Source organism: Enterococcus sp. DIV2385, from assembly GCF_051711925.1.
Taxonomy (GTDB): Bacteria; Bacillota; Bacilli; order Lactobacillales; family Enterococcaceae; genus Enterococcus; species Enterococcus faecalis.
Genome location: NZ_JBIONV010000001.1, coordinates 729,986 through 753,835, shown reverse-complemented (window position 1 = coordinate 753,835; position 23,850 = coordinate 729,986). Strand labels below are relative to the sequence as shown.

27 protein-coding genes are annotated in these 23,850 nt (G+C 38.0%); 3 read left to right on the top strand and 24 right to left on the bottom strand.

The window, feature by feature from the left end; genetic code table 11:
- Nucleotides 1-13 precede the first annotated feature (13 nt).
- The 10 genes from ftsA to IGM04_RS03600 all read right to left on the bottom strand — a co-directional run bounded on the left by ftsA (nucleotide 14) and on the right by IGM04_RS03600 (nucleotide 10,859).
- Complete coding sequence (ftsA, locus tag IGM04_RS03645) at nucleotides 14-1,336, bottom strand: cell division protein FtsA (protein WP_002355898.1); 1,323 nt, start codon at nucleotides 1,334-1,336, stop codon at nucleotides 14-16.
- Between the two features lie 173 nt (nucleotides 1,337-1,509).
- On the bottom strand, nucleotides 1,510-2,634 hold the full coding sequence (locus IGM04_RS03640) for a cell division protein FtsQ/DivIB (protein WP_010818305.1): 1,125 nt from the start codon (nucleotides 2,632-2,634) through the stop codon (nucleotides 1,510-1,512).
- Between the two features lie 8 nt (nucleotides 2,635-2,642).
- Nucleotides 2,643-3,734, bottom strand: a complete 1,092-nt coding sequence (gene murG, locus IGM04_RS03635) for an undecaprenyldiphospho-muramoylpentapeptide beta-N-acetylglucosaminyltransferase (protein WP_002378131.1) — start codon at nucleotides 3,732-3,734, stop codon at nucleotides 2,643-2,645.
- A gap of 4 nt (nucleotides 3,735-3,738) precedes the next feature.
- The gene (gene murD, locus IGM04_RS03630) at nucleotides 3,739-5,109 is read right to left on the bottom strand and encodes a UDP-N-acetylmuramoyl-L-alanine--D-glutamate ligase (RefSeq protein WP_002397923.1); all 1,371 of its coding nucleotides are present in this window, start codon (nucleotides 5,107-5,109) and stop codon (nucleotides 3,739-3,741) included.
- Between the two features lie 22 nt (nucleotides 5,110-5,131).
- Entirely contained in the window at nucleotides 5,132-6,097 is a 966-nt protein-coding gene (mraY, locus tag IGM04_RS03625) for a phospho-N-acetylmuramoyl-pentapeptide-transferase (RefSeq protein ID WP_086317715.1), read from the bottom strand.
- Nucleotides 6,098-6,124: 27 nt separating this feature from the next.
- Nucleotides 6,125-8,353, bottom strand: a complete 2,229-nt coding sequence (locus tag IGM04_RS03620) for a penicillin-binding protein (RefSeq protein WP_002381310.1) — start codon at nucleotides 8,351-8,353, stop codon at nucleotides 6,125-6,127.
- Complete coding sequence (gene ftsL, locus IGM04_RS03615; protein ID WP_002358883.1) at nucleotides 8,353-8,760, bottom strand: cell division protein FtsL; 408 nt, start codon at nucleotides 8,758-8,760, stop codon at nucleotides 8,353-8,355. The genes IGM04_RS03620 and ftsL overlap by 1 nt, the downstream gene beginning before the upstream one ends.
- 16 nt (nucleotides 8,761-8,776) lie before the next feature.
- Nucleotides 8,777-9,733, bottom strand: coding sequence for a 16S rRNA (cytosine(1402)-N(4))-methyltransferase RsmH (rsmH, locus tag IGM04_RS03610; RefSeq protein ID WP_002355891.1), 957 nt, complete (start codon nucleotides 9,731-9,733; stop codon nucleotides 8,777-8,779).
- Between the two features lie 14 nt (nucleotides 9,734-9,747).
- Nucleotides 9,748-10,233, bottom strand: a complete 486-nt coding sequence (mraZ, locus tag IGM04_RS03605; RefSeq protein WP_002383402.1) for a division/cell wall cluster transcriptional repressor MraZ — start codon at nucleotides 10,231-10,233, stop codon at nucleotides 9,748-9,750.
- Nucleotides 10,234-10,466: 233 nt separating this feature from the next.
- Nucleotides 10,467-10,859, bottom strand: coding sequence for a DUF3397 domain-containing protein (locus tag IGM04_RS03600; protein ID WP_002383401.1), 393 nt, complete (start codon nucleotides 10,857-10,859; stop codon nucleotides 10,467-10,469).
- 244 nt (nucleotides 10,860-11,103) lie between these two features.
- Between IGM04_RS03600 and IGM04_RS03595 the strand changes: the two genes are divergently transcribed.
- Nucleotides 11,104-12,069, top strand: coding sequence for a magnesium transporter CorA family protein (locus tag IGM04_RS03595; protein ID WP_002386196.1), 966 nt, complete (start codon nucleotides 11,104-11,106; stop codon nucleotides 12,067-12,069).
- Nucleotides 12,070-12,136: 67 nt separating this feature from the next.
- Entirely contained in the window at nucleotides 12,137-12,247 is a 111-nt protein-coding gene (locus tag IGM04_RS03590; RefSeq protein WP_002383399.1) for a DUF4044 domain-containing protein, read from the top strand.
- Nucleotides 12,248-12,337: 90 nt separating this feature from the next.
- Here the strand turns inward: IGM04_RS03590 and recN are convergent, their stop codons facing one another.
- The 11 genes from recN to IGM04_RS03535 all read right to left on the bottom strand — a co-directional run bounded on the left by recN (nucleotide 12,338) and on the right by IGM04_RS03535 (nucleotide 21,471).
- The gene (gene recN, locus IGM04_RS03585) at nucleotides 12,338-14,011 is read right to left on the bottom strand and encodes a DNA repair protein RecN (protein ID WP_086317714.1); all 1,674 of its coding nucleotides are present in this window, start codon (nucleotides 14,009-14,011) and stop codon (nucleotides 12,338-12,340) included.
- Between the two features lie 17 nt (nucleotides 14,012-14,028).
- Nucleotides 14,029-14,478 (bottom strand): arginine repressor, encoded by a 450-nt coding sequence (locus IGM04_RS03580; RefSeq protein WP_002358881.1) that lies wholly within the window; start codon nucleotides 14,476-14,478, stop codon nucleotides 14,029-14,031.
- Nucleotides 14,479-14,616: 138 nt separating this feature from the next.
- Nucleotides 14,617-15,432, bottom strand: a complete 816-nt coding sequence (locus tag IGM04_RS03575; protein ID WP_002355880.1) for a TlyA family RNA methyltransferase — start codon at nucleotides 15,430-15,432, stop codon at nucleotides 14,617-14,619.
- A 13-nt stretch (nucleotides 15,433-15,445) separates the two neighbouring features.
- Entirely contained in the window at nucleotides 15,446-16,327 is an 882-nt protein-coding gene (locus IGM04_RS03570; RefSeq protein WP_002355879.1) for a polyprenyl synthetase family protein, read from the bottom strand.
- Nucleotides 16,327-16,557: an exodeoxyribonuclease VII small subunit gene (locus IGM04_RS03565; RefSeq protein ID WP_002355878.1), complete on the bottom strand. Its 231-nt coding sequence runs from the start codon at nucleotides 16,555-16,557 to the stop codon at nucleotides 16,327-16,329. The genes IGM04_RS03570 and IGM04_RS03565 overlap by 1 nt, the downstream gene beginning before the upstream one ends.
- Nucleotide 16,558: 1 nt before the next feature.
- Nucleotides 16,559-17,905: an exodeoxyribonuclease VII large subunit gene (gene xseA, locus IGM04_RS03560; RefSeq protein WP_086317713.1), complete on the bottom strand. Its 1,347-nt coding sequence runs from the start codon at nucleotides 17,903-17,905 to the stop codon at nucleotides 16,559-16,561.
- A 9-nt stretch (nucleotides 17,906-17,914) separates the two neighbouring features.
- Complete coding sequence (locus tag IGM04_RS03555) at nucleotides 17,915-18,760, bottom strand: bifunctional methylenetetrahydrofolate dehydrogenase/methenyltetrahydrofolate cyclohydrolase (protein WP_086317712.1); 846 nt, start codon at nucleotides 18,758-18,760, stop codon at nucleotides 17,915-17,917.
- Nucleotides 18,761-18,863: 103 nt separating this feature from the next.
- A complete protein-coding gene (nusB, locus tag IGM04_RS03550; RefSeq protein WP_002355875.1) occupies nucleotides 18,864-19,316 on the bottom strand; it encodes a transcription antitermination factor NusB in 453 nt (150 codons plus the stop codon).
- Complete coding sequence (locus IGM04_RS03545) at nucleotides 19,309-19,740, bottom strand: Asp23/Gls24 family envelope stress response protein (RefSeq protein WP_002355874.1); 432 nt, start codon at nucleotides 19,738-19,740, stop codon at nucleotides 19,309-19,311. The genes nusB and IGM04_RS03545 overlap by 8 nt, the downstream gene beginning before the upstream one ends.
- A gap of 332 nt (nucleotides 19,741-20,072) precedes the next feature.
- Nucleotides 20,073-20,393, bottom strand: coding sequence for a MazG nucleotide pyrophosphohydrolase domain-containing protein (locus IGM04_RS03540; protein ID WP_002355872.1), 321 nt, complete (start codon nucleotides 20,391-20,393; stop codon nucleotides 20,073-20,075).
- Nucleotides 20,394-20,406: 13 nt separating this feature from the next.
- The gene (locus IGM04_RS03535; RefSeq protein ID WP_002391500.1) at nucleotides 20,407-21,471 is read right to left on the bottom strand and encodes a M24 family metallopeptidase; all 1,065 of its coding nucleotides are present in this window, start codon (nucleotides 21,469-21,471) and stop codon (nucleotides 20,407-20,409) included.
- Nucleotides 21,472-21,642: 171 nt separating this feature from the next.
- Between IGM04_RS03535 and IGM04_RS03530 the strand changes: the two genes are divergently transcribed.
- Entirely contained in the window at nucleotides 21,643-22,458 is an 816-nt protein-coding gene (locus tag IGM04_RS03530) for a metallophosphoesterase (protein ID WP_002355870.1), read from the top strand.
- Nucleotides 22,459-22,528: 70 nt separating this feature from the next.
- Here IGM04_RS03530 and psiE read toward each other — a convergent pair whose 3' ends face one another.
- From psiE to IGM04_RS03515, 3 genes are all read right to left on the bottom strand, one after another.
- On the bottom strand, nucleotides 22,529-22,981 hold the full coding sequence (gene psiE, locus IGM04_RS03525; RefSeq protein WP_002355869.1) for a phosphate-starvation-inducible protein PsiE: 453 nt from the start codon (nucleotides 22,979-22,981) through the stop codon (nucleotides 22,529-22,531).
- A gap of 199 nt (nucleotides 22,982-23,180) precedes the next feature.
- On the bottom strand, nucleotides 23,181-23,468 hold the full coding sequence (gene rpmA, locus IGM04_RS03520) for a 50S ribosomal protein L27 (RefSeq protein WP_002355868.1): 288 nt from the start codon (nucleotides 23,466-23,468) through the stop codon (nucleotides 23,181-23,183).
- A gap of 12 nt (nucleotides 23,469-23,480) precedes the next feature.
- Nucleotides 23,481-23,825 (bottom strand): ribosomal-processing cysteine protease Prp, encoded by a 345-nt coding sequence (locus IGM04_RS03515; protein ID WP_002355867.1) that lies wholly within the window; start codon nucleotides 23,823-23,825, stop codon nucleotides 23,481-23,483.
- Nucleotides 23,826-23,850: the final 25 nt, after the last annotated feature.

The following is a 23,850-nucleotide window of genomic DNA, read 5'->3' as shown; positions in this document are numbered from 1 at the left end:
CCTGTTTGTGTGATTAGTCGAAAATGTTCGAGAAGAAGTCTTTGATTTTGCCTGTCACTTTTTCACCAGACTCACGTTCGTTGAATTCTTCGTATTCTTCTTGAGGCTGTTCAGCATATGTGTCATAGCGAACTTCTTGTTGGACAGCGACTGATTGTGCTGGTTTCGATTTTTCACCAGGGATTGCATATTTGGCAATGTGATAAATATCGTTTAGTTGCGCTGAATATTCCACAATGCTAATGACATTAGCAAAGACTGGGTTACGTAAGCCCATGTGATTTGGTACGTATAGTTTTACGTTGGCTTCAAAAATTTCTTGCGCCAAATCGACAATACCTGGCATACTAGCGGCGCCACCAGTTAACACAACGCCTCCAGGTAATTCAAACGCATCAATTTCATCCAGAACTTCTTTTGATTTTCTCAAAATTTGTTCCACACGCGCTTCAATAATTTCTGAAAGGTAACGTTCGTCCACTCTTACAGGCTCTGACTTACCGATAACATCAACAGGAAACTCTTCGTTTGCTGAAGTTCTTTCTGGATAAGCATCCCCATAATTAATTTTTAAGGCTTCGGCGTTGTTAAAAGAAGTATTCAATACGATTGAGATATCTTTCGTGATGAACTCGCCGCCTTCTTGGTTAACATGAGTAAATTTCAATTGTTTGTCGTGGATAACAGATGTCGTTGTTTGACCGCCACCCATATCAATGACAATTGTTCCAAAGTCTTTTTCGCCATCTGTTAAAATTGTTTCCGTTAAAGCAAGCGGTGTAATCACTAATTCGTTAATTCCTAAGCCAGCTTTTTCAACACATTTACGGATGTTATGGATGATTGTTTTTGGTCCAGTATAGACAACGCCAAACATCTCCATGCGAACGCCAAGCATTCCACGTGGGTCTTTGATGCCTTCAAAGCCGTCGACGGTAAAGTCTTGCGGTAAGATTGCAACAATTTGACGTTCAGGAGGAGTTGAACGAACCAAAGCTGCAGATGCGACGTTGCGCACATCCTCATCTGTAATTTCTTTTGATTCACTGCTAACAGCTATCATTCCTTGACAGCTTTCTACTTCTAATAAATTCGCTGGTAATCCAACATTTACGCTTTTAATTTGAATGCCGGCTTTTTCTTCGGCTTGTCGAACGGCCCGTTGGATTGCTTGAACTGTTTGATCAATATCGACGACAATCCCTCGATTCAAACCGTCTGATTTTGCATTTCCAACGCCGATGATGTTCATTTGACCTTCAATATATTCAGCGACAACTACTTTGACAGAAGTTGTACCAATATCGAGGCCTACATACATTCCTGTTTTTGCCATGAACGGAATTCCTCCTCCTATTAATTCCAATATCTAAGCGGACAAAGGCGTCCGTTTAACTATCTCTTTTTTAGTATTATTCACTTCTTCCAATTTTACCATAAAAATGGGGGTTTTAGAAAGCAGATTATACGAATTTGTTCGTTAATTTTTGAAACATTTTTGTAAAAAACTTATTCTGCTTGTTGCACTTCTTGATTTTCTCCATTTGTCGGCGTACCGTTATTCGCTTCATCCGTTGCTACGCCTGCATTTGGGTCCTCAACTTCTTGATTTTCAACCGCTGAATCTTCGGAAACTTCACTGCCCGTTTCTTCACTTTCTTTTTCATACGGATAAGAAAAAATGCCGACTTCCATATCAACGATTCCAGGTTTGTCCATTTGCTCGGCTACTTGTGAATAATAAGCCATTTTTTCACTTAAATCAGAAATATTAACAATCACTCGATTTCCATCATTCATATAGACATTAATCAAGTCTTTATTGGTTTTGGATGGTGCATATTTAATTTCTGAAATTCCTTGTTTAATTTCTTGAGGTAATTTGTTGTAAGAGGCCATTAATTCAGGGATTAATTTATCCTCTTTGAAATTCTCAAAAATTGGTTTGCCACTTTCAGCAGCTTTGGTGGTTTCCGCCAAAGTTTTACCATTCTCTAAAATCGGATGATAGCCGCCTTTAGTCGCAGCAAGAGCGACAATTTGATACTCTTGAATATCAATTTTAAATGAATTAATACCATTTAACTTAATGTTCGCCTTTTTTATAATTGGAAACTTTTTCTGAATATTTGCAGAAAAATAATTTCTATTTGAATACTGCTCCCATAAGCCACTGCCCGTTTCAAGTTTTGACTGCTGAATAATCGCTTGACTCTCCACACTTTTGTTGCCTGAAACTGTTACTTCACTCAATCGACTAAGAGGCGAAACAAAATACAATGCCACTAAAATGGCTGTCCCTAAACAAGTTAAAATAAAGGCTAAACGCCTGTATAAGCGCTTGTTCCGTGTTTTCTTAACGTTCGGTAAACGATCTGCAAAATGCTCCTCTTCTTCCACTGTTTCTTGTGGAAGATGTTGTTGAGGCTCTTCTTGACTTTGTTCTTGTAAAGTGATGGTGACTTCTGCTTGTTCGTTTTCACCTTTTAAAGCAGCTTCTTCCGCTTGCTTCTTCAAATATTCTTGGTTTTGTTTTTGCCAAGGTGTCAGTTCAGGTTGAGACTCTTCCGATTTTTTTGGAGGTAATGGTTTTCTTTTTTTGAATATATCGTTCTCGTTACTAATCTTCCACACCTCCTATCTCAGACTAACGTTTTCACAACTTGATATAAACGATCACTTGCATCTGGGATGCCTTCCCCTTTGGACGCCGTTGCCATCTGTTGTCTTTTTTCATTGTTTAATAAAATATCATCAATTGCCGCAACTAAACGAGCGCCGGTCAATTCTGCATCTGGAATCATTTCAACAGCACCAACTTTTACTAAGCTTTGCGCGTTTTTCGTTTGATGATCATTCGTGACGTAAGGACTCGGAATTAAAATTGCTGGTAATCCTAATGCGGTGAACTCCGCAATTGAGGTTGCTCCTGCACGTCCCACCATTAAATCGGTATTAGCCATCACTTCAACCATTTTATCAATATACGGTTGCACACTTATGTTTGTCAATTTCTTTTCAGAAAGCTTTAGACTTTCTTGAAGTTCCTGATAATATCTTTCTCCTGAAGCGTATAAAACTTGATACTCTCTCTCTTCAAACAAAGGAAAGGCCTGTTCAAACGCTTGATTGATTTTCAAGGCGCCACGACTTCCGCCAAATAAAACCACCGTTTTCTTTGCTGGATCCAAGCCAAACTCTGATAAAATAGCTGACTTTTTCACCGTTACGACTTCTTGTCCCCGCGGGTTCCCTGTTAAAATTGTTTTTTCTTTCGGGAAAAAACTAGCGACATCTGGAAAACAAATCGCAATTTTATCCACATAACGACTTAAAAATTTATTTGTCATTCCGGGGATACTATTTTGTTCATGAATAATTGTCGGTATTTTCAATTGGTGGGCCGCATAAACTACTGCACCAGAAACATAACCACCTGTACCAATGACCACATCTGGTTGAAATTCACGAATAATTTTTTTTGCTTTATTAATGCTTGTTAAAAATAAATAAATTGTTTTAAAATTTTGAGGACTTAGCGAACGCTTGAATCCTTGAATTTTAATCGTTTTAAATGGAATTTTCGCCTTTGGCACAATTTGACTTTCTAGACCATTTTCTGTTCCCACATACAAGAATTCTGTTGCAGGTGCTTCTTTTTTGACGTGTTCGACGAAGGATAACGCAGGATAGATATGCCCACCTGTGCCACCACCAGTTACTAGTATCTTCATTTTCTCACATTTCACTTTCTTTTAATTGTTGAACAGCTTGCATAAAGGCTTCCCCGCGTACTTCAAAATTCGGGTATTGGTCCCAACTTGCGCAAGCAGGTGATAGTAAAATAGTATCATCTTTTTCCGAATAATCAAAGGCAATGGTAACCGCCGTTTGAACATTTTCAGCAAATAAAATTGTTTCAATGTTCGCTTTTTTAGCAGCTTCCGCCAATTTTTCTTTGGTTTCTCCAAATAAAACAATTGCTTTGAGTCCCAGCAGAGCAGGAACCAATTCATCAAATGAGTTACCGCGATCCAAGCCACCCGCAAGTAAAAGTAGCTTTTGGTTGTCAAACCCACTTAACGCCATCTCTGTAGCTAAAATATTGGTTGCTTTTGAATCGTTATAAAAACGTCTTTGCTGAACTTCGCCAACAAATTGCGTTCGATGGGGAACGCCTGAAAAGTTTGTCAAAGTTTGTCTAATCTGAGCATTCGATACATTTTTTAATTTAGCTACACAAATCGCTGCGAGTGCATTTTCAATATTGTGACTGCCAGGAATCCCTAGCTCATCGGCGGGCATAATATATTCTTCATTAAAATATAATTTCCCCTCTAAAAGATAAGCCCCTTCTACTGCTTCTTTCGTTGAAAAAGGCAATACGTTGGCTGCTGTGGTTTTAGCTAACGTTTGAAGCTCTACTTGATTCCAATTTAAAATCAAGGTGTCCTCTGCGGTCATGTTTTTTTGAATGGCCCATTTTGCAGCAACATATTCTTTCCGCGAACCATGATAATCCAAGTGTGCTTCAAAAATATTTGTAATTACTGCGATTTGTGGGTGAAACGTCTCAATTCCCATTAACTGAAAACTAGAAAGTTCCATCACAAGATCATCCTTGGCCGTTGCTTCTTGAGCCACCGTACTCGCTGGAAAACCAATATTTCCCGCCAAACGTGCCTCACCAGCCGTTCTGTCAGCGTTTAGCAGTAAACCAATCATCGTGGTCGTGGTTGTTTTGCCATTGGTGCCCGTAATGCCGACAATTGGACATTCGGCAATTTGACCTGCTAATTCCACCTCAGTTATGATAGGAATTTTCCGAGTTAGTGCTTCTGCCACAAGTGGGTTTGTATAAGGAATGCCAGGATTTTTAACAATTAGTTCAAATTCTTCATCCAACAATTCAATTGGATGCCCCCCTGTAACAACACGAATACCCAAGGTTAATAAATCTTGGGCGTCAGGGTTTTGATCAAATTGTTTTGCGTCATTAACGGTAACGAGCGCACCTAACTCATGTAAGAGTTTCGCTGCGCTGACACCACTTTTAGCTAGTCCTAAAACCAACACTTTTTTGTTTTGATAGGTTGTTATTTTTTTCATTGTCAATTTCCCCTTTGATAGATTAGAAAAGAATCCATAATGTGATTCCTGAACAGATTAAACCGACAGACCAAAAGACAAAATCAATTTTCCATTCAGACCAACCACACATTTCAAAATGGTGATGAACTGGTGACATTTTAAAAATCCGTCGACCAAATAATTTAAATGAAGCAACTTGTAAAATAACACTTGCTGTTTCACAAACGTAGACAAGTCCAATTAAAAGTAGCGTCCATTCTTGATGCAAAATAATTGAAATTGCTGCTAACAATCCACCTAATGCTAATGAACCAACATCACCCATGAAAATTTTTGCTGGTTTTCTATTATAAGGGAAAAAGCCAATCAGCCCACCAATCACACTTAGGCAGATAATCACAACATCAAATTGTTGTTGTTTCCAGGCAATAATTGCATAAGTACCAAATGAAATTGTTCCTAAACCAGCAACTAAGCCGTCAATCCCATCTGTCAAATTCACGGCATTAGAAAAACCGACTAACCAAAAAATAATAAACACGCCATAAAAAATACCTAACGGAACTTCTGCTAATCCAAACAAATCTAAGGTGTCTGAAAAGCCTTCACTTCGATAAACAAAGTAGAAAACCAACCCACCAAAAATTTGACCAATTAATTTTTGACGAGAGTTTAAGCCCATGTTCCGTTTTTTAAAGACTTTAATGAAATCATCTAAATATCCTAACAAACCGTATAATACTAAAATAAATAGAATAATTAGTAGAGACGGCGTAAATTGGTGGAAGAACAACCCCATTGCTAATGAAGTAATCAAGCTGGCTACAAGGAAAACGACTCCCCCCATTGTAGGGGTACCTGTTTTCACGCTATGCCAAGTCGGGCCATCTTCACGAGTAACCTGCCCTTGTTTTTTCATTTGAAAATAGCCAATGAATAGTGGCATTACGCTCACTGTAATGGCAAAACTCACCACTATGGGAATAAAAATCTGTGTCCACTCCATGTTATCTCTCCTAATTATTCTACGTTATTATTCTGTGCCTTCTAAAGTCACGGTTAATTTTTTCTCCGTAATTTCAGTTTCAGCAGCGATACTTTGTTTCGTCACATAGCCTTCACCTTTAAACTCGACAGTCAAACCTAATAGATCACCAAACTTGGTAACATCGCTCTTCGACCAGCCGGTTAAATCAGGCATATAGTTCGTTCCATTTGTGATCAAAATCAATTTCTGATTAGGCATTAATGTTTGACCAGACGGTGTTGATTGTTTCTTGATTTTTTCACCATCACCGATAATCACAGGATCCACCCCGTTCACTTTGGCATTGGCCAACGCTTCCGCTGGTGTCATGTTTTTATAATCAGCAACTGTGACTTTATCAGAAGCTACTTTCGTTGTTTCCGGATCTGTCTCTTTAATGTCTAACGCTAATTTCATTAATGGGTTTGCAATTGCCGCCATTGCTTCTGAAGGCGAACCTGATTTTGCTTGTCTAAGTGTAATATACAAAACATATTCAGGATTATCCGCTGGGACCATTTCCACTACAGAAGACAAGACTTGACTTGCTCCATCAACGTACCCTTTACCATCTGAAATCTGGGCAGTTCCTGTTTTGGCAGCAACATGATAGCCTGGTACTTTATAAATATCATACGCAATCCCGTAAGTCGGGTCTTCAACAGTATCAATCATGTACGTACGAATCTGTTGAGCTGTTTGCGCTTTGATTGGGGTTCCTACGATTTGTGGTTCCGTAATCGTTTCTTTTCCTGTATTTTTGTCAACAATTTTGCTGATGTAATGAGGTTGCAACATTGAACCGTCATTTGCAATAGCTGAGAAACCTTTCATCATTTGGAAATTAGTAACCGTAATTGCTTGACCAAATGCCGACATTGCTCTATCTACAAAGTTTGTTCCTGGCAATTTACCAGCAGATTCACCACTTAAACCTGAATGCGTGCTCGTACCAAAACCAAATTTTTTCAAATACTCCATCCATTTTTCATCACCCATTTTTTGTTCTAGTTTTACCATACCAATATTACTAGACCAAGAAATGGCTTGACGATAATTCAAATATTCTTTGCCGTTCAACCGAGTGTAGTCATGGTCATTCACAGTTACATCCCCAACCTGAATTCCACCAACACGATTGAATAATTCATTAGGATTAAACTGTCCTTGTTCCATAGAAGCAGCTGTTGTAAATAATTTGATTGTTGAGCCTGGTTCATAAGGACTTTCAACTAATAGGTTCTGCCACGTGCCATTATCGTCTAACCCTTGTTTCGTTTCAGGATTAAATGTTGGCCGTTGAGACATGGCAACAATTTCGCCTGTTTTTGCTTCCATTAACATGGCAGTCATAGAAACTGGTTCATATTTTTCATTAACTTGCGTCATTAAATCTTCTAAGGTATTTTGCAAGCGACTATCTAGCGTCGTGTAAATATCTTGACCATCCACTGCTTTTTTCTCTTCCGCCACAGTTCCTGGTAAGGCATTGCCATAAATATCTTTTTCAAAATACACACGGCCATCGGTTCCACTTAAAATATCATTATAGGTCTGTTCTAGTCCCATTGCGCCTACTAAGCCTTCTTTATCATCATCTGGATTGGCTGCTTTTGTATAGCCAATAAAGTGAGAAGCAAACTGACCATTGGGATATAATCTGGCTGGATGTTCATTGAAATAAACACCTGAAATTTTTTTCTTTTTCAAATCTGCTTCAATTTTTTGGCGTGTTTCCAAGGTGATGTTTTGACCACCCGTACCAAATTCCACTTGATATTGTGTTGACCCATCTTCATGGATCCCATTATTCAAGTATTTCAATGCTGTTTTTTTGTCTAGTTTGGTATATTTCGCTAAAATTTCAGCAATATCATCGAAGTCTTTTTTCTCCGCATATAGCTTTTCATTATTTTGTCCCGTATATTTTTTTGATAATACGACATATAACGAATAGGAAGTAGCATCTTCTGCAATTGGATTACCATATCGATCTAAAATTGATCCTCGCTTAGCTTTTACCACTTGGCTTCCTTCATATAGAGAAGCTGTTTTTTCCTTTAGTGATACACCGGCTACTTTGCCTGTTGCCACAATGTATGTCGTTCTAAAGGCAAATAAAAAGAACAATCCAATACTCGTAGCGAATAAAATGATGCCTACTTTTTTACGATTGTTCATCGGATTTAAGTTTTTCTTTTTCATGAATTGTTTAAATTTATGTCTTTTACTCATTATTTAACAGTCCTAACATTGTCGCCGTTATTTTCTAGTCCTTGTTTTTTAGCGACATCTTTGATTCGATCTGATTTAGAAAGTTCGCTTCTTTCTTGTTCCAATTTCAAAGCGTTATCTTCCTTTTCTTTAATGACTGCTTGTGTTTCTGTAATATCGTTCATGGTTTGGACAATTGTCGTTCTTACTTGAATTGTCGCAATTGCAATACCAATCGTTGCACAAACTAATACAACACCGATTAATTTTTCTAGTAAAGAGACATTTTTTAGTTTCTTTTTGGGTAATAGAGTGGGGACAGGTAGTGTTTCCTCTTGCATTTTTCTGTCTTGCTCTGTTGCCACAGTTGGCTGATCCATTTCTGGTGCTTCATAATGGAAATCATTTACTTTCTTCAATTCAGCCATGTGTCTACCCCTCTCTCTATCTAGATTTTATTTTTTCGGCAATGCGTAACTTCGCACTTCGTGAACGATTATTCTCAGATAACTCACTGTCACTTGGTAAAATTGGTTTTCTGGTAATTACTTTTAATTCTGGTTGAAATTCTTCTGGTACCACTGGAATGCCTGGTGGCAAATCTTGTACCGTACTGTATTCTTTAAACATTGTTTTAACAATACGATCTTCTAACGAATGGAACGTAATCACACTGATTCTGCCATTTTTCGCTAGCAAATCAATTGCTTGTTCTAGCGACTCTTCAACTGCCCCTAATTCATCATTAACGGCAATGCGAATTGCTTGGAAAATTCGTTTTGCAGGATGTCCACCTTTGCGTCTTGCTGGAGCTGGAATCGCCGTCTTAATAATCTCAACGAGTTCACCTGTTGTTTCAATTGGTTGCTTTTCGCGAACACGTTCAATTTCTCGAGCAATCTGTTTCGAAAATTTCTCTTCCCCATAACGAAAGAAAATTTTTACTAACTCACTATAGCTATACGTATTCACCACTTCGCGAGCCGTCAAGGGTGCATCTTGATCCATGCGCATATCTAAGGGCGCGTCTTGATGATAGCTAAAACCACGTTCCGCTTCATCTAATTGTGGTGAAGAAACACCTAGATCGTATAGAATCCCATCAACGTGGAACACCCCGTGTTCTGCCAATTCTTCTTTAATATTTCTAAAATTTGATTTGATGAAGGTCACTTGACCTTTGTCTACATATTTCTGCAAACGAGTCTTAGCATGTGCCAACGCTTTTTGGTCTTGATCAAAGGCATATAAATGACCGTGCTCATTCAATTGTGTCAGTAAGTATTCACTATGTCCGGCACCACCGAGTGTGCAATCTACGTATACGCCATCCGGCTTCACTTGTAATCCATCCACTGTTTCTTTTAAAAGAACGGTGTAATGGCGAAATTCTTCAGTCATCATTTGCCTCATTCCTAAAATCCAAAATCAATCATTGTTTCTGCTAATTCATCAAAGTTTTCTTCAGCTTCATCAGAGAATGCATGCCAACGTTCGTCACTCCAAATTTCAATTCGGTTAGAGACGCCAATAACAACACAGCCTTTTTCTAAACTGGCATGTGTTCGTAAATTCGCCGGAATATTGATACGACCTTGCTTATCAATCTCACATTCTGTTGCAGCGGAATAAAAGAATCGTACAAAGGTACGTGCATCTTTCTTAGCTAAGGGCATTTCTTGAAGTTTTGCTTCAAGTTGTGACCATTCATTTAAAGGATAACCAAATAAACAGCCATCCATCCCTCTCGTTACCACAAATTTTTCACCAAGTTCCTCACGAAACTTTGATGGAACGATTAGGCGGCCTTTGGCATCGATATTATGTTGGTATTCACCCATAAGCATAGCCAATACACCCGCTTTTCCACTTGATAGAACAAGTCTACCACATCCCACCACTTTCTACCACTATAAATCTAAAAACTTCTATTTTTTAACTGTTATTTAAAATTTCTGTAATATTTACAGGTTTTTATGTAACAAGCATCACCCAACAAAAAATGTTATTATAACAAGGTTTTTACTATGTTTTTTATAAAATAACCCCACAAATAACAAAAAAACCCCACGGAGTGGGGAGTTGTGGGGGACATTTTCCCACAGCGTATTTCCCCTATTGTCTCCACGCTTTATTACAGTAGATAATGACTGATATTTAGCAAGATAAGCAACACATACAACACAAACGTTAGTAAAAACGTCAACCGCCAAAACATCTTGAAATATCGTCTATATAAAATCTCTCCATAATAATAAGCTTGAAACAGGGCAACAGCGACTCCTAATAACAAAATAGAAATCACAAAATACGGCATAATCGATTCATCATAACTATCTTTGGATAACTCATGGATCCCTATGAATAAAAACGGAATGGCCAAATCCGGTGCTTTTATTTTCCAACGTTCCGTTAGGGAAAAAGTGGACACGAGAAAATTGCACGCAAAGAGCACAATTACCGGAAAAATATACCAAAATAACATTATTGCCGAAAACGACACCATTCTCTCAACAAATCCTTTCATTCCACCTGCTATAACTATACTTCATCAACGTTACACAGATGTTTCATTTCGTTTAAATATATGTGCTAAAAGCCCTTTTTGCTTGCTTTTTCATATAAAAAACGGATTACTTATCAAACCATTTTCAAAACGAGGCCTCACCTATCGCGGGCACTTATTTTTGAATGTTTTTTATAAGCTTTTCTTCTCGTATTGTGTCATACTTCTATTATAATGGATTTAGAACAAAAAATGTTGATTCGGGGTGAATCTTTTGATTAATTATTTATTATTGAAAAATGACTATTTTGAACCTTGTTCACCAGACGATGAAGCCCTAAGTTGGATTTCGGTAGAATCTCCTACAGAAGAAGAAATCGAGCGTCTCGTCAATCAATACCACTTACCAACAGATTATCTTACCGGCGTTTTAGATGATGAAGAAAATGCTCGAGTGGAAGGTTTCCGCCACGAAAAATTACAAACGCCTACGTTACTTTTATTTCGTTATCCCAAAGCTAGTATCAGTCCTAGTGGCTATCTGCAAGTAGAAACGGTGCCGATTGCTTTAATCGCAACCGTCGATAACAAACTAATTACTGTTAGCAATGGGCCTAACGACATCGTTCATGGGATCCAAAAAGAGGCGTTCACGCATCAAGATCTTTCTATTGAAAAGGCCTTAATTTTAGCCCTTTCATGGAAAATGGCCCTTTCCTTCAATAAAAACTTACAAGCACTTATCCAACAAACCAACAAACTTGAAGGAGAGCTCCAAGTAGCCACAGAAAATAGTCAATTGTATCAGATTATGGACATTCAAAAAAGTCTAGTTTATTTCGAAGCAGCTTTAACGGATAATTTAAAAGTATTAAAACGTTTATATAGCGCTGAAATTTTTAATCATCCAGAAAAACATTTGCCATTTTTAAGGGATATTCTGATTGAACTAGAACAAGGACTGAATACAACTAAAATACAACTAAAATTAGTTGATAACATTAGTAATACTTTTTCAGCAATCGTTTCAAATAACTTAAATAATGTCATGAAAATTTTAACATCCTTAACAATTGTCCTGACCATTCCGACCATCATCGGAGGAATTTACGGCATGAATGTGAAACTCCCTTTTGCAGAGCATGAATATTCCTTTTGGATTATTTTTGCCATCACTACCTTAATCTGCATAATTAGTATTCGAATTTTAAAGAAAAAGAATCTCTTATAACTTTAGGTTGCTGTTTTCAGGAAAAGGTTGTACACTATTAGCAGAAATTAAAAAGGACGTGTCATTTATGAACGACAAAGAACAAAGTCGCTTTTCAAAAATCACGAAAGTCGTGGTTTGGCTAATGCTGATCGCAATTGTAGGTTCAACTGTTTTAACAGCGATTCTTAGTCTTTAAACTGGAGAACTTTTTCACACATTAAAAGTAAAAAAACAGTCCCTTCTATCAATTGAAGGGGCTGTTTTTTTACTTGCTCAAATAGAGCGGCTATTTTTTCGCCATCGCCAACAGCTCTTGTGCATGTTCAATGGTTAATTTCGTAATTTCACTTCCTGCGAGCATACGCGCAATTTCGTTTACTCGCTCTTTTTCAGATAAAATTCGGACGCTTGTTTCTGTCCGACCCGCCACGATTTCTTTTTCAATAAAATAATGTTCATCGGCAACGGCCGCCACTTGTGGCAAGTGCGTGATACACAACACCTGCGAATTTTCTGAAATTTGATAAATTTTATCGGCAATCGCCTGTGCTACTCGGCCACTGACTCCTGTATCTACTTCATCAAAAACAATACTAGTGATCCCTTGCGTTTGAGAAAAGATTGTTTTCATAGCCAGCATCACTCGCGAAAGTTCTCCGCCAGAAGCCACCCGAACTAACGGTTTTAATGGTTCCCCTGGGTTAGTAGTAATATAAAATTCTACTCCGTCTAAGCCATTTTCTTGTAAATGCTCAAGTTCTGTAAAGCGGACTTCAAATTCAGTTCGCTCCAAATATAGTTCTTTTAATTCGGTTAAAATTTGTTGTTCGAGCTCTTTGGCTAGGCGCTTTCGTTCTTTTCGTAAAGCTAACGCTTGTTGATGAGCCGCTTGTTGTTTCTCTGCAAGCAACGCTTCTAAGTCACCTGTACCACCTTCCAAAAAATCAGCCTCTGCTAACTCTTTGGTGATTTCTTCATAGTAAGATAAAATCGTTTCGATTGAATCGCCATATTTACGTTTCATTTGACGGATTAATTCCAAACGATTTTCTACTTCATTCAAGCGACCTTCGTCTAGTTCTAAGCCATCAATTAACCTAGAAAGATCTCCACTGGCTTCTTGTAGTAAGTAGTAAGCATTTTGAACAGTATCTGACAATGTTTTATATTCTGGATCAAGGGATTCAATCGAGGCGAGTTCATTCATACTTGTTCCGATTTTATCCAAACTACTATCGTCTTCACCGTTTAGCGCGGCATAACTAATCGTCAGTGCATCAGCAATCTTTTGAAAATTGTTCAGTTTATTGCGTTCTTCTAACAATTGTTCTTCTTCGCCAGCGACTAACTGTGCACTAGCAATTTCATCACTTTGAAAATGAAGCATGTCCATTCTTTGGGCAAATTCTTTTTCATTTTTTTGTCGCTTTCTGACTTTGGCTTCGAGTGCGCGATACTCTTGATACGCCTGTGTATATTTTTCTTTGACTGCTAAAAGCTTTTTCCCACCAAATTCATCTAACATATCAATATGGCGTTCACTTTGCATCAATTCTTGATGTTCATTTTGGCCATGAATATCTACTAAATATTCCCCAATTCTTTTTAAATTAGTAATGTTGACAATTCGTCCGTTGACACGGCAAACATTTTTACCAGAAGCGGAAATATCTCGTTGAATCACTAAAGAATCTTCTTCTGTTTCAATACCTAATTCTTCTAATAATTGATTTAATTCTTGACTTTTCGGCATTGAAAAAAGTCCTTCTAAGGTGCATTTATTTGCTCCTTGACGAATATAGTCACTGGAGCCGCGTCCGCCTGTGAGTAATCCCATTGCATCAATAATGATGGATTTCCCCGCACCCGTTTCTCCCGTTAAAACGGTCATACCCATTTGAAACTCTAATTGTAACGAAGAGATAATCGCAAAATTTTTCACGGAAAGTTCTTGTAACATCTTGTTCACCTCATTCTTTATAGATAGCTTAACAGCTCTTTATGAAGTTTTTCTGCTGCTTCCTCAGTTCGTGCAATCATGAGGACACTATCATCATCGTTGATGACGGCAAAAAGTTTCTCTTGGTAATTCTTTTCGATTAAACTACCACACGCCGCCGCATTGCCAGGAATGGTTCGTAATACGACATATTTTTCCATTTGTTCTGCAGCTACAAAGGCATCTTTTAAAAGCTTTGCAAGTTTAGCACTCGTATTAGCTTGTGTTTCTAATGGAAGGCTATATCGATAACCCCCTTCTGCAGATGGAACTTTGATCAGTTTCATATCTTTAATGTCGCGAGAAATTGTTGCTTGTGTTACAGCTACGCCCTTTTCTTGTAAGTAGTTGACAAAATCTTCTTGCTTTTGAATATTTTTTTCAGTCAATAAACGTGTAATTAAACGGTGTCTATCTTGCTTTCTCATGGCGCCGCTCTCCTTTTCAGTTTACTCTTGCCCTCATCATAGCTTATTTTTATGCATTTTAAAAGATGAATTACTAGATTTATACAAAAAAGAAGCTTTCACCTATAGGCGTCCACTTCTTTCTTCTAACTTTTCTCATCATTCCGCTAATTTTTGATGCGCATGCGCGACAACTTCTTCAATAGATTCTGTTGCTTGATAGGATCCTTCTCCCTCAACAGAAACTAAATGTGCCAAAAATTCAATGTTTCCTTCGCCACCAGTGATTGGTGAAAAATCCAAGTTTTTCACATCATAACCATTATTCATGGCAAAGCGCGTGATTTCCTCCACAACCATTTGATGGGTTTCTGGATCACGCACGATTCCTTTTTTCCCAACAAACTCTTTGCCAGCTTCGAATTGTGGCTTAATTAACGCCACCACACTACCACCTTTTTTCAAAATATCATGGAGAGGTGGCAAAATTAAGCGTAATGAAATAAAGGAAACATCAATCGTTGCAATATCCGGCACCCCTTCGGTGAAATCTTCAGGTTTACTATAGCGAAAATTGGTACGTTCCATTACCACCACGCGTTCATCTTGCCGAATTTTCCATGCTAGTTGGTTATAGCCAACATCTAAAGCGTAACTCAAACGAGCCCCATTTTGTAAAGCAACATCGGTAAAACCACCTGTGGAGGAACCAATATCTAGCATTGTTTTACCTTGAACGTTGATTGCAAAAACATTTAGTGCCTTCTCTAGTTTTAAGCCCCCACGAGAAACATAAGGCATTACTTGGCCCTTAGTATGTAAGGGTGTCTCCACAGAAATTTTTTCCCCTGGTTTATCTAAACGTTCATTTTTATCATTGTAAACCAAACCAGCCATCACGCTGCGTTTGGCTTTTTCTCGTGTTTCAAATAGTCCTTGATTAAACGCCAAGACATCGACGCGTTCTTTTTTCATAAGTGCCTTCTTTCTATCTCAATTGTAACTGAGTTAACAAGTTTGCTAAATGTTCTTCTGAAAAGTTGGGAACATTTGCTTTGATTTTTTCTAAAACAGCGCTGCCTTCTGCTAATTGATGTGTTAGCGCATCTTTCGCGCCAGCAATCCCTAGAAGAGCTGGATACGTACTTTTATTCAACGCTTCATCTCGGCCTACTTTTTTACCTAAATCTGCTTCTGTACTTGTGGCATCTAATAAGTCATCACGAATTTGAAAAGCCAAGCCATAGTGATGCGCAAACTGTGTCAGTAAACCAATGACTTCTTCTGTTTGATTGGCTAATACGCCCCCAGCAATTAAGGCGAATTCAATTAGCGCTCCAGTTTTCTTTTCATGAACAGCCGCTAACTCTTCTAAAGTCAAGCTGACTTTTTCTCCTTCAATATCACCCATTTGGCCGGCAACCATGCCTTGATTCCCCGCTGCCTTTGCCAGTTGTTGCATCAGTAAAACTTTTTCACTTAAGCCTAATTGACTCAAAGAAAGTAACTGAAACGCGCCTGTTAATAAGCCGTCCCCTGCTAAAATGGCAGTCGCTTCACCAAACACTTTATGATTGGTTGGTTTGCCACGACGTAAATCATCATCATCCATTGCTGGTAAATCATCATGAATTAATGAATACGTATGAATCATCTCTAAAGAGGCAGCCACTTGATAGTCTTGCGTTTCCATCTCTTTTTGAAAAGCGGCCACTGTTGTTAACACTAATAGCGGGCGTAATCGTTTGCCACCTGCGTGTATTGAGTAGAGCATTGCTTCTTTCAAACGCTCATTTTCAGTATATTCTGCGATAAAATCGACCATGACTTTTTCAACCAACGGTAAATGCTGTTGACTAAAATTCGTCATTACGCTTCCTCGCTCTCTTCAAAAACAATTTCTTCATTGTTTTCTGTCATCATTTTCGTTAAAGTTTTTTCCGCTTTTTCCAATGTATCTTGACATTGTTTACTTAATGCCATGCCCTCTTGAAAGGCAGCTAAGGCTTCTTCCAAAGGAACATCTCCTCGTTCTAAGCGCTGAACGATTTCTTCTAAGGCATTTAATGATTCTTCAAACGTTTTTTCTTTTGCTGGCATGTTAAAACTCCTCTTTTTTCGCTGTTATTGTTTCGACGTTTGCTTGAACTGTACCGTCAGCATAATGAATCGTTAATTGATCTGCTGGCTGTAACTCGGTAACAGTTTTAACGACACGGTCCTCTTTTGTAGTATAACTATATCCTCGACCCATAATTTTGAGTGGGCTGAGTAAGTCTAATTGTTGAACAGCAGACGTGAATTGCTTTTGTTTGTTTAGGAACAATTGTGTCATTTGTGTTTGCAAGTTTCGTTGTAAAAATGCCAATTGTTGCTGACTTTCTCTTAATTGTCCCTTTGGTGTCTGTTGTTGCAATTGAGCGATAATTCCTTGGGCTTGACGTTGTTTTTGGTGATGAATTGTTGTCATTGCTTGGAAAAGACGTTGCGTCATTCGATCTAATTTAATCGTTTGACCTTCATAAAGTCGCTCAGGTTGCTTAAACACATAAGAGTTTTGTAGTCGTTGGAAACGTTCTGTTCGTTGTTGTAAGAGATATAAAAAGCTTTGTTCTAAACGACTACGCCGTTCACTAATTCTTAATAGTTCTTCATTTAAAACTGGTACCGCTAGTTCCGCTGCTGCCGTTGGCGTTGGTGCACGAACATCTGCTACCATATCGGCAATTGTCACATCTGTTTCGTGCCCAACCGATGAAATAATCGGTGTGGTAGCAGCATGAATGGCTCGAGCTACCTTTTCTTCATTAAATGGCCATAAATCCTCGATTGAACCACCGCCACGGCCGATGATCATCGTATCAAAATCGCCTTGCGCATCGGCTCGCTGAATGTTCCGCACAATGTCATCCGCCGCCTGCTCGCCTTGGACCAAGGTTGGAAAAAGGACCAGTTGTGCAATCGGATACCGTCTTTTAACTGTCGTAATGATATCCCGAATGACAGCACCACTAGGACTTGTAACCACAGCGATTCGTTTGGGATAACGAGGCAACTGTTGTTTAGGCCCTTCAAAAAGTCCTTCTTTTCCTAGTTTTTCTCTTAATTCTGCCAATGCTTGATAAAGTGCACCTACACCATCTGGTTCCATATGTTCAATATAAATTTGATAGGAGCCGCTGTTTTCATAAAGCGAAATCCGCCCCACCACCATGACTTTCATGCCTTCTTTTGGTTGAAACTTCAATTTTTGAAAGGCTGATTTAAACATAATTGCAGAAATCTTCGCATGATCATCTTTTAAACTGAAGTACTGATGCGCGTTCGCTCGGAAGCGAAAGTTCGAAATTTCACCTGTTAAATAGACACGTCCTAAGTAAGGGTCTGCATCAAATTTACGTTTTAAATACTTCGTTAAGGCTGTTACTGTTAAATACTGTTGCGTCATTTTTTCACCTTACTTTTGTTTTTTTGCTGCCTCGACTGTTTGATACATTAACATGGTAATCGTCATTGGGCCAACACCTTTGGGAACTGGTGTGATATAGCTTGCAATTTCAGAAACTTCATCGAATGCTACATCACCAATCAGTTTTCCTTCTTGATTGCGATTCATACCCACATCAATCACTACCGCACCTGGTTTCACGAACTCTTTGGTGACAAAATGCCCGCGTCCAATTGATACAACTAAAATATCCGCTTCTTTTGCAACTTCTGCTAAATGTTCAGTTTTAGAATGGGCAATCGTCACGGTCGCATTTTTCATTAACAATAATTGTGCTATTGGCTTGCCAACAATATTACTTCGACCAATAACCACCGCACGTTTACCTGTTAAATCAATATCATAGGCTTCAAACATCTTCATAATTCCATACGGCGTGCAAGGAATCATTTCAGGTTTGCCTACAAACAAACGGCCTAAATTCATTGGATGGAACCCATCTACATCTTTTTTGGGATCAATCGCTAATAAAATCTTTTCTTCATCAATATGTTTTGGCAAAGGTAGTTGTACAAGAATGCCATGAAAGCGTGAATCTTGATTATATTTGTCAATCTCAGCCAATAATTCTTCTTCTGAAATAGTTTCTGGCAGTTTTTCGACCTTTGACAGAATGCCAATTTTGGCTGCTGCACGTTCTTTATTTCTCACATACGTTTGGCTGGCAGGATTTTCCCCAACTAATAAAACAACTAATCCTGGTTGGATGCCTTGTTGTGTCATCTTTTCTACATCTTTTTGAATCTCTGCTTGCATTTGATCTGCTAATTCACGACCGTTAATTACTGTACTCATTCCTTCGCTCCCTCTATTGTTTCTTTACTTCTTTAATAGTATTTATTTTAGCATATAACCCAGTATCTTAACACCAGTTAGATAGTAAAAAAAGATTCAGAGCTTACGCCTCTGAATCAATTTCTTTCATTACATTTGATAACACACCATTAACAAATTTACGTGAACGGTCGTCGCTGTATTTTTTACTTAACTCAACGGCTTCATTTAATGCCACAATGTTTGGCACATCTGAAACGTATAGCATTTCAAAAATAGCTAAACGTAAAATAACAATATCTATTTTTGCTAAGCGTTGCATAGACCAGTTATTACCTAAATGGTTCGTAATCACTTCGTCTAGTTCTGCTTTGCGGCTACACACACCGCCGACAAGTAAATCTAAATACGTAGGGACTAGGTCTTCGCCATCTTCACTGACGATTTCCCGATTATCATAAGCCAATGCATAATCAATGGCATCTTGTTTGGTTAAATCAGCATTAAAATCTAAAGGAAAAAGGGCTTGGAGCGCTTTTTCACGAATCTCGTGACGGGTTAATTCTGTTTTACTCATTCTCTTCTCCATCTTCATCTTCTGGGAATAATTCATTTAAGTCTGGTTGAGGGATTTTTTCAGGTACTACCGCTACAACATGAATATTCACTTCAACTAAATCAATATCTGTCATAAATAAGACTTGTTGTTTCACACGGTCTTGCATTTCTAACGCAACTTTTGGTACAGAAACACCGTAGTTCAAGTAACAATAGATATCGACTTTTAAGCCTTCTTCTTCTGTCCGTAAATATACACCTTTGCCGTGTGCTGCACGGCCTAATAATTCATTCACATTATTGGCAAACGTGCCACGCATCCCATAAACGCCCTCTACTTTTGAAGCAGCGATTCCGATAATTACTTCAATGACTTCAGGAGCGATCACGATTTCTCCTAAAGAATCGTTTGCATTGATTACAAGATTTTTTTCTTCTGACATTTGGTTGTCCTCCTTATCTATTACGCACAAAATCGTTAAATAAACGATTTATTTGATGAATCACTAAGTCTCTTAAGGATTCTCTTTTAAGCAACGGATGATTCTTAAAAATTAAAACAACACTGGTTTCTTCAGTTAGTTGTGAAAGAACGTCCAAATTTTGCTTATCAATACTCGTTCTTAGTTTATCATTAATTAGCCTATTTCGCTACCAGAAAAGCTAAGTTCTGACTAAAAGAACAGATAATTTCTTGTCATAAATTTCTAATTCAAGGCTTTAGACGTAAAAATAAGAAAGACCAAGTAATTTTGGCTTTCTTATTTTTACGTCTTTATTCTTCAGGATAACGTTCCATTAGTTTCGTCCGATGCTTTTGCATAATCATTTCTAAAGAGATGTCATATTTATCCGCTAAAATAAATAAATTATCCAACACATCGCCTAACTCTTCCGTTAAATTTTCCAGATTCTCTTCATCTGCCAAAACTGTTTCATCCGGTCGATCACGGCCAATTTCAATTGTCCGAATGGCCCGACAAACTTCGCCGACTTCTTCTGTTAAAAAGTTGGAACGAATAAACGGATCATATTGATACCAGTTACGTTTTTTATAAAACGCGCTAATAAACCGCTGATACTCTTGAATATCCATGTTCTCCCAACCTTTATAAAATGATTAATTCTTTTGGCGCGTGTGTCAATACACGATTACCTTCAGCAGTAATCAATAAATCGTCCTCAATACGCACGCCACCAATTCCTGGCAAATAAATTCCAGGTTCGTCCGTAATCACATTCCCTGGTACAAACTGTTTATCTGCTCGGAATGAAACATTTGGCCCTTCATGAATTTCTAATCCAATGCCATGACCAGTACTGTGGCCAAACGCATCGCCATAGCCATAGGAAGCAATATGATCCCGTGCAATCGCATCTAATTGAATGCCCGTCAACCCAGGTTTAGCTTCTGCTAACACTTTTAATTGTGCTTCTAAAACAATATCATAAATTTCTTTTAGTTTTGGCTGAATACTACCAATAGCGAATGTCCGTGTCATATCAGAAACATAGCCTTCATAATAACAACCGAAATCTAAAGTGATTAACTCACCTTTTTCGATGACTTTATGGCTAGCAACGCCATGTGGCATCGCTGAACGTAGACCGCTGGCCACAATTGTCTCAAAAGAAACACCACTGGCTCCTTTTGAACGCATGAAGAAATCTAATTGATTAGCCACTTCAATCTCTGTCATTCCAGGTTTAATCATCTCTAAGACAAAGGCAAATCCTTGATCCGCGATGGCACACGCTTTTTCAATAATCGCTACTTCTTCTTCATCTTTCACTTCTCTTAATTCTTCAATCAAACCCATTACAGGAACTAATTCACATGGTAAAATTTCTTCCAATAAGCTATAATCAGCGAAACTAACTTGCGTTTCTTCAAAAGCTAAATTATCTAATTGCAAACGTTCAGCTAAATCTGCTACTTCGTCAAAAATATGTCCTGTGTTTTTAACGATAGTAAAACCAGTTGCTTGTTCCGCAGCTTGTTCCGTATAACGAAAATCCGTTACAAAAAAAGCTTTATCTAATGTAATCATTGCCAAGCCTGTTGTCCCAGTAAAATTGGTTAAATAACGTAAATTATACGGACTTGTCACTAAAAATCCTTGTAAATTATTTTCTTTCATTAACTCCCGTAACTTTTCGACTCTTGCCATCATTGGTTCGACCTTCTTTCTTTTTTCTCATTTTTCATTATAGCAAATTTGCTTCAGAAAAGCATGAATCACCAAAAAACTTCATCGAGAAAGTTTACTGAAAATTTTACCTTTCCTTATTTTTTGCTTAACACTTTTGTAGTAAACTAATTTAGCGACTTCAAGGAGGAAATTATGAACGTTTATTTATTTCTGGCACTATTTTTCATTATTATCGGCATTTTAAGCTATAGTTTTTTTATTGAACCTAACTGCTTAGTCATACACAAAAATCAAATTAAAGTAACAGAATCAGGGAAAACCTTACGGATTGTTCAACTCTCTGATATTCATTTAAAAAAGAATTATTCTGTGAAGGCCTTAAAACAGATTGTTGAAAAAACAAATACATTACAACCAGACATAGTCGTTTTTACAGGAGACTTATTTGATGATTATGCCCGTTTCGGTATCGAAATTCAGGATGAAGTGAGTCAGCTTTTCCGTAAAATTAACGCCCCTTATGGCAAATTCGCTATTTATGGCAACCACGAGTATAGCGGGTTAGATACCAATTTTTACGAAACAATCTTAGAAGCTGCCGACTTTACCGTACTAAAAAACACGGGCAAATTACTGCCTGTCTCACACCGTATCTCCTTGTACGTCGCTGGTTTAGAAGATTCGTTATATGGACAAACCGACTTAGCTGCGGCTTTAGTCAACCGTCCTACTGGAACGCCCACTCTGCTATTAACCCATGAGCCAGATGTCGCAGACTCAGCAGTCAATAAAAACATTGACCTCATTTTAGCAGGACATAGTCACGGCGGACAGATTCGCTTGCCTTTTTTCACTTACAAAAATCAGCTTGCCAAAAAATATACACATGGGCTTTATCATTTAGAAGATGAAACGCCGCTAATTGTTCACCCAGGAATCGGAACCACTAAAATCAGCGCACGCTTTGGTGTCTTACCAACAATTGAACTGATTGAGTTAACTATTTAACTATGCATTAAAAAGACCGCCCCACGTTAGAGAAAAATTCTCACGTTGGACGGTCTTTGATTATGTTCGATTAATGATGAAAATCTTGCTCGTGATCTTCTTCTACTTTCGCTTTTCCTAGCGTATAAAATTTGCTGCCATTTAACCCGAGAATAAATAGCACAACCACTAGTAAAAGAATTGATAAAGATAACAATAAAGTCTGCAAGCCATCGCCATGTGCAACCATTAATTGACGTAAAATTGCGGTTAAACAAATTAAAATCAAATAACGAATCGGAATATGGTGTCCTTCTTGAATATAGCGAAGAATCATCATAATAAACTCAAATAACATAAAGAATGAAATAATTTCTTGCATGATAACTGAAAAATTATCCGGCGTCATTGGCTTCATGAGATATGTAGCGAGGTCAACTAAATAACTAGCCATAAATACTAATAAGAAAACTCCTAAAATCCCTAATACAATATCCAAAATCAAATTCACGTACTTCTTTACTACACTAAAATTCTTCTGCATAATACCCTTCTTTCTTTTGACTCAATTATTTTATAACATGCTTGTTATTACATTAAATATATCATCAATTAACCTTGTCAGACAAGCAGTTAAACCCAATGTGAGATTTTTTTTATTTTGAGATGTTTCTTTATTTTCCGGCTAACCCTTTATGCAAGACAAAAAAAGCTGAATCCGGAGATTCAGCTTTTTAATCGTATTAGTTAGCTACTGGATAAACTGATACTTGTTTTTTGTCGCGGCCTTTACGTTCGAAACGTACCACACCGTCAACTTTTGCAAATAACGTATCGTCGCCACCGATTCCAACGTTCACACCTGGATAAATTTTAGTTCCGCGTTGACGGTATAAAATTGAACCACCTGTAACTGTTTGGCCATCAGCACTTTTAGCGCCTAATCGTTTAGATTCAGAGTCACGGCCGTTTGATGTAGAACCGCCACCTTTTTTATGGGCAAATAATTGTAAATTCATAGTCAATAACATAGTCTGCACCTCCTATTTCTCAGTGATTGTTTTTATTTGAATAAATTCAGTATTTTCGTTCTCTATTGATTGTAAACCTAATAAAAGATTTTCTAATAGAATTTGGGCAATATTTTTTTGTTCCTGATTGACAGTTGTTAACATCTCGACATAAAGGTAGCCACCTTCTACATCATCAACTTCGACAATCGGTTCAAAACCTGCTAAGGCATCAATCCCATTGACTGTGCTAATTGCTAAGGCAGAAACTGCCGCGCAAACCACATCGCTGCCATAAGGACCTGCTTCAGCATGCCCGGTTAATTCGAATGAAACGATTCGGCCGGAGCCTGTTCGTTTAAAAGAACCTTTAATCATTGATAGGCCTTCTTTCCTGTCAACA

Coding starts and splice junctions, on each gene's coding strand:
- ftsA (WP_002355898.1), bottom strand. CDS start 1,336: ATGGCAAAAACAGGAATGTATGTAGGCCTCGATATTGGTACAACTTCT.
- murG (WP_002378131.1), bottom strand. CDS start 3,734: ATGAAGATACTAGTAACTGGTGGTGGCACAGGTGGGCATATCTATCCT.
- murD (WP_002397923.1), bottom strand. CDS start 5,109: ATGAAAAAAATAACAACCTATCAAAACAAAAAAGTGTTGGTTTTAGGA.
- mraY (WP_086317715.1), bottom strand. CDS start 6,097: ATGGAGTGGACACAGATTTTTATTCCCATAGTGGTGAGTTTTGCCATT.
- IGM04_RS03620 (WP_002381310.1), bottom strand. CDS start 8,353: ATGAGTAAAAGACATAAATTTAAACAATTCATGAAAAAGAAAAACTTA.
- ftsL (WP_002358883.1), bottom strand. CDS start 8,760: ATGGCTGAATTGAAGAAAGTAAATGATTTCCATTATGAAGCACCAGAA.
- rsmH (WP_002355891.1), bottom strand. CDS start 9,733: ATGACTGAAGAATTTCGCCATTACACCGTTCTTTTAAAAGAAACAGTG.
- IGM04_RS03600 (WP_002383401.1), bottom strand. CDS start 10,859: ATGAAAGGATTTGTTGAGAGAATGGTGTCGTTTTCGGCAATAATGTTA.
- IGM04_RS03590 (WP_002383399.1), top strand. CDS start 12,137: ATGAACGACAAAGAACAAAGTCGCTTTTCAAAAATCACGAAAGTCGTG.
- recN (WP_086317714.1), bottom strand. CDS start 14,011: ATGTTACAAGAACTTTCCGTGAAAAATTTTGCGATTATCTCTTCGTTA.
- IGM04_RS03580 (WP_002358881.1), bottom strand. CDS start 14,478: ATGAGAAAGCAAGATAGACACCGTTTAATTACACGTTTATTGACTGAA.
- IGM04_RS03575 (WP_002355880.1), bottom strand. CDS start 15,432: ATGAAAAAAGAACGCGTCGATGTCTTGGCGTTTAATCAAGGACTATTT.
- IGM04_RS03570 (WP_002355879.1), bottom strand. CDS start 16,327: ATGACGAATTTTAGTCAACAGCATTTACCGTTGGTTGAAAAAGTCATG.
- IGM04_RS03565 (WP_002355878.1), bottom strand. CDS start 16,557: ATGCCAGCAAAAGAAAAAACGTTTGAAGAATCATTAAATGCCTTAGAA.
- xseA (WP_086317713.1), bottom strand. CDS start 17,905: ATGACGCAACAGTATTTAACAGTAACAGCCTTAACGAAGTATTTAAAA.
- IGM04_RS03555 (WP_086317712.1), bottom strand. CDS start 18,760: ATGAGTACAGTAATTAACGGTCGTGAATTAGCAGATCAAATGCAAGCA.
- nusB (WP_002355875.1), bottom strand. CDS start 19,316: ATGAGTAAAACAGAATTAACCCGTCACGAGATTCGTGAAAAAGCGCTC.
- IGM04_RS03545 (WP_002355874.1), bottom strand. CDS start 19,740: ATGTCAGAAGAAAAAAATCTTGTAATCAATGCAAACGATTCTTTAGGA.
- IGM04_RS03540 (WP_002355872.1), bottom strand. CDS start 20,393: ATGGATATTCAAGAGTATCAGCGGTTTATTAGCGCGTTTTATAAAAAA.
- IGM04_RS03535 (WP_002391500.1), bottom strand. CDS start 21,471: ATGATGGCAAGAGTCGAAAAGTTACGGGAGTTAATGAAAGAAAATAAT.
- IGM04_RS03530 (WP_002355870.1), top strand. CDS start 21,643: ATGAACGTTTATTTATTTCTGGCACTATTTTTCATTATTATCGGCATT.
- psiE (WP_002355869.1), bottom strand. CDS start 22,981: ATGCAGAAGAATTTTAGTGTAGTAAAGAAGTACGTGAATTTGATTTTG.
- rpmA (WP_002355868.1), bottom strand. CDS start 23,468: ATGTTATTGACTATGAATTTACAATTATTTGCCCATAAAAAAGGTGGC.
- IGM04_RS03515 (WP_002355867.1), bottom strand. CDS start 23,825: ATGATTAAAGGTTCTTTTAAACGAACAGGCTCCGGCCGAATCGTTTCA.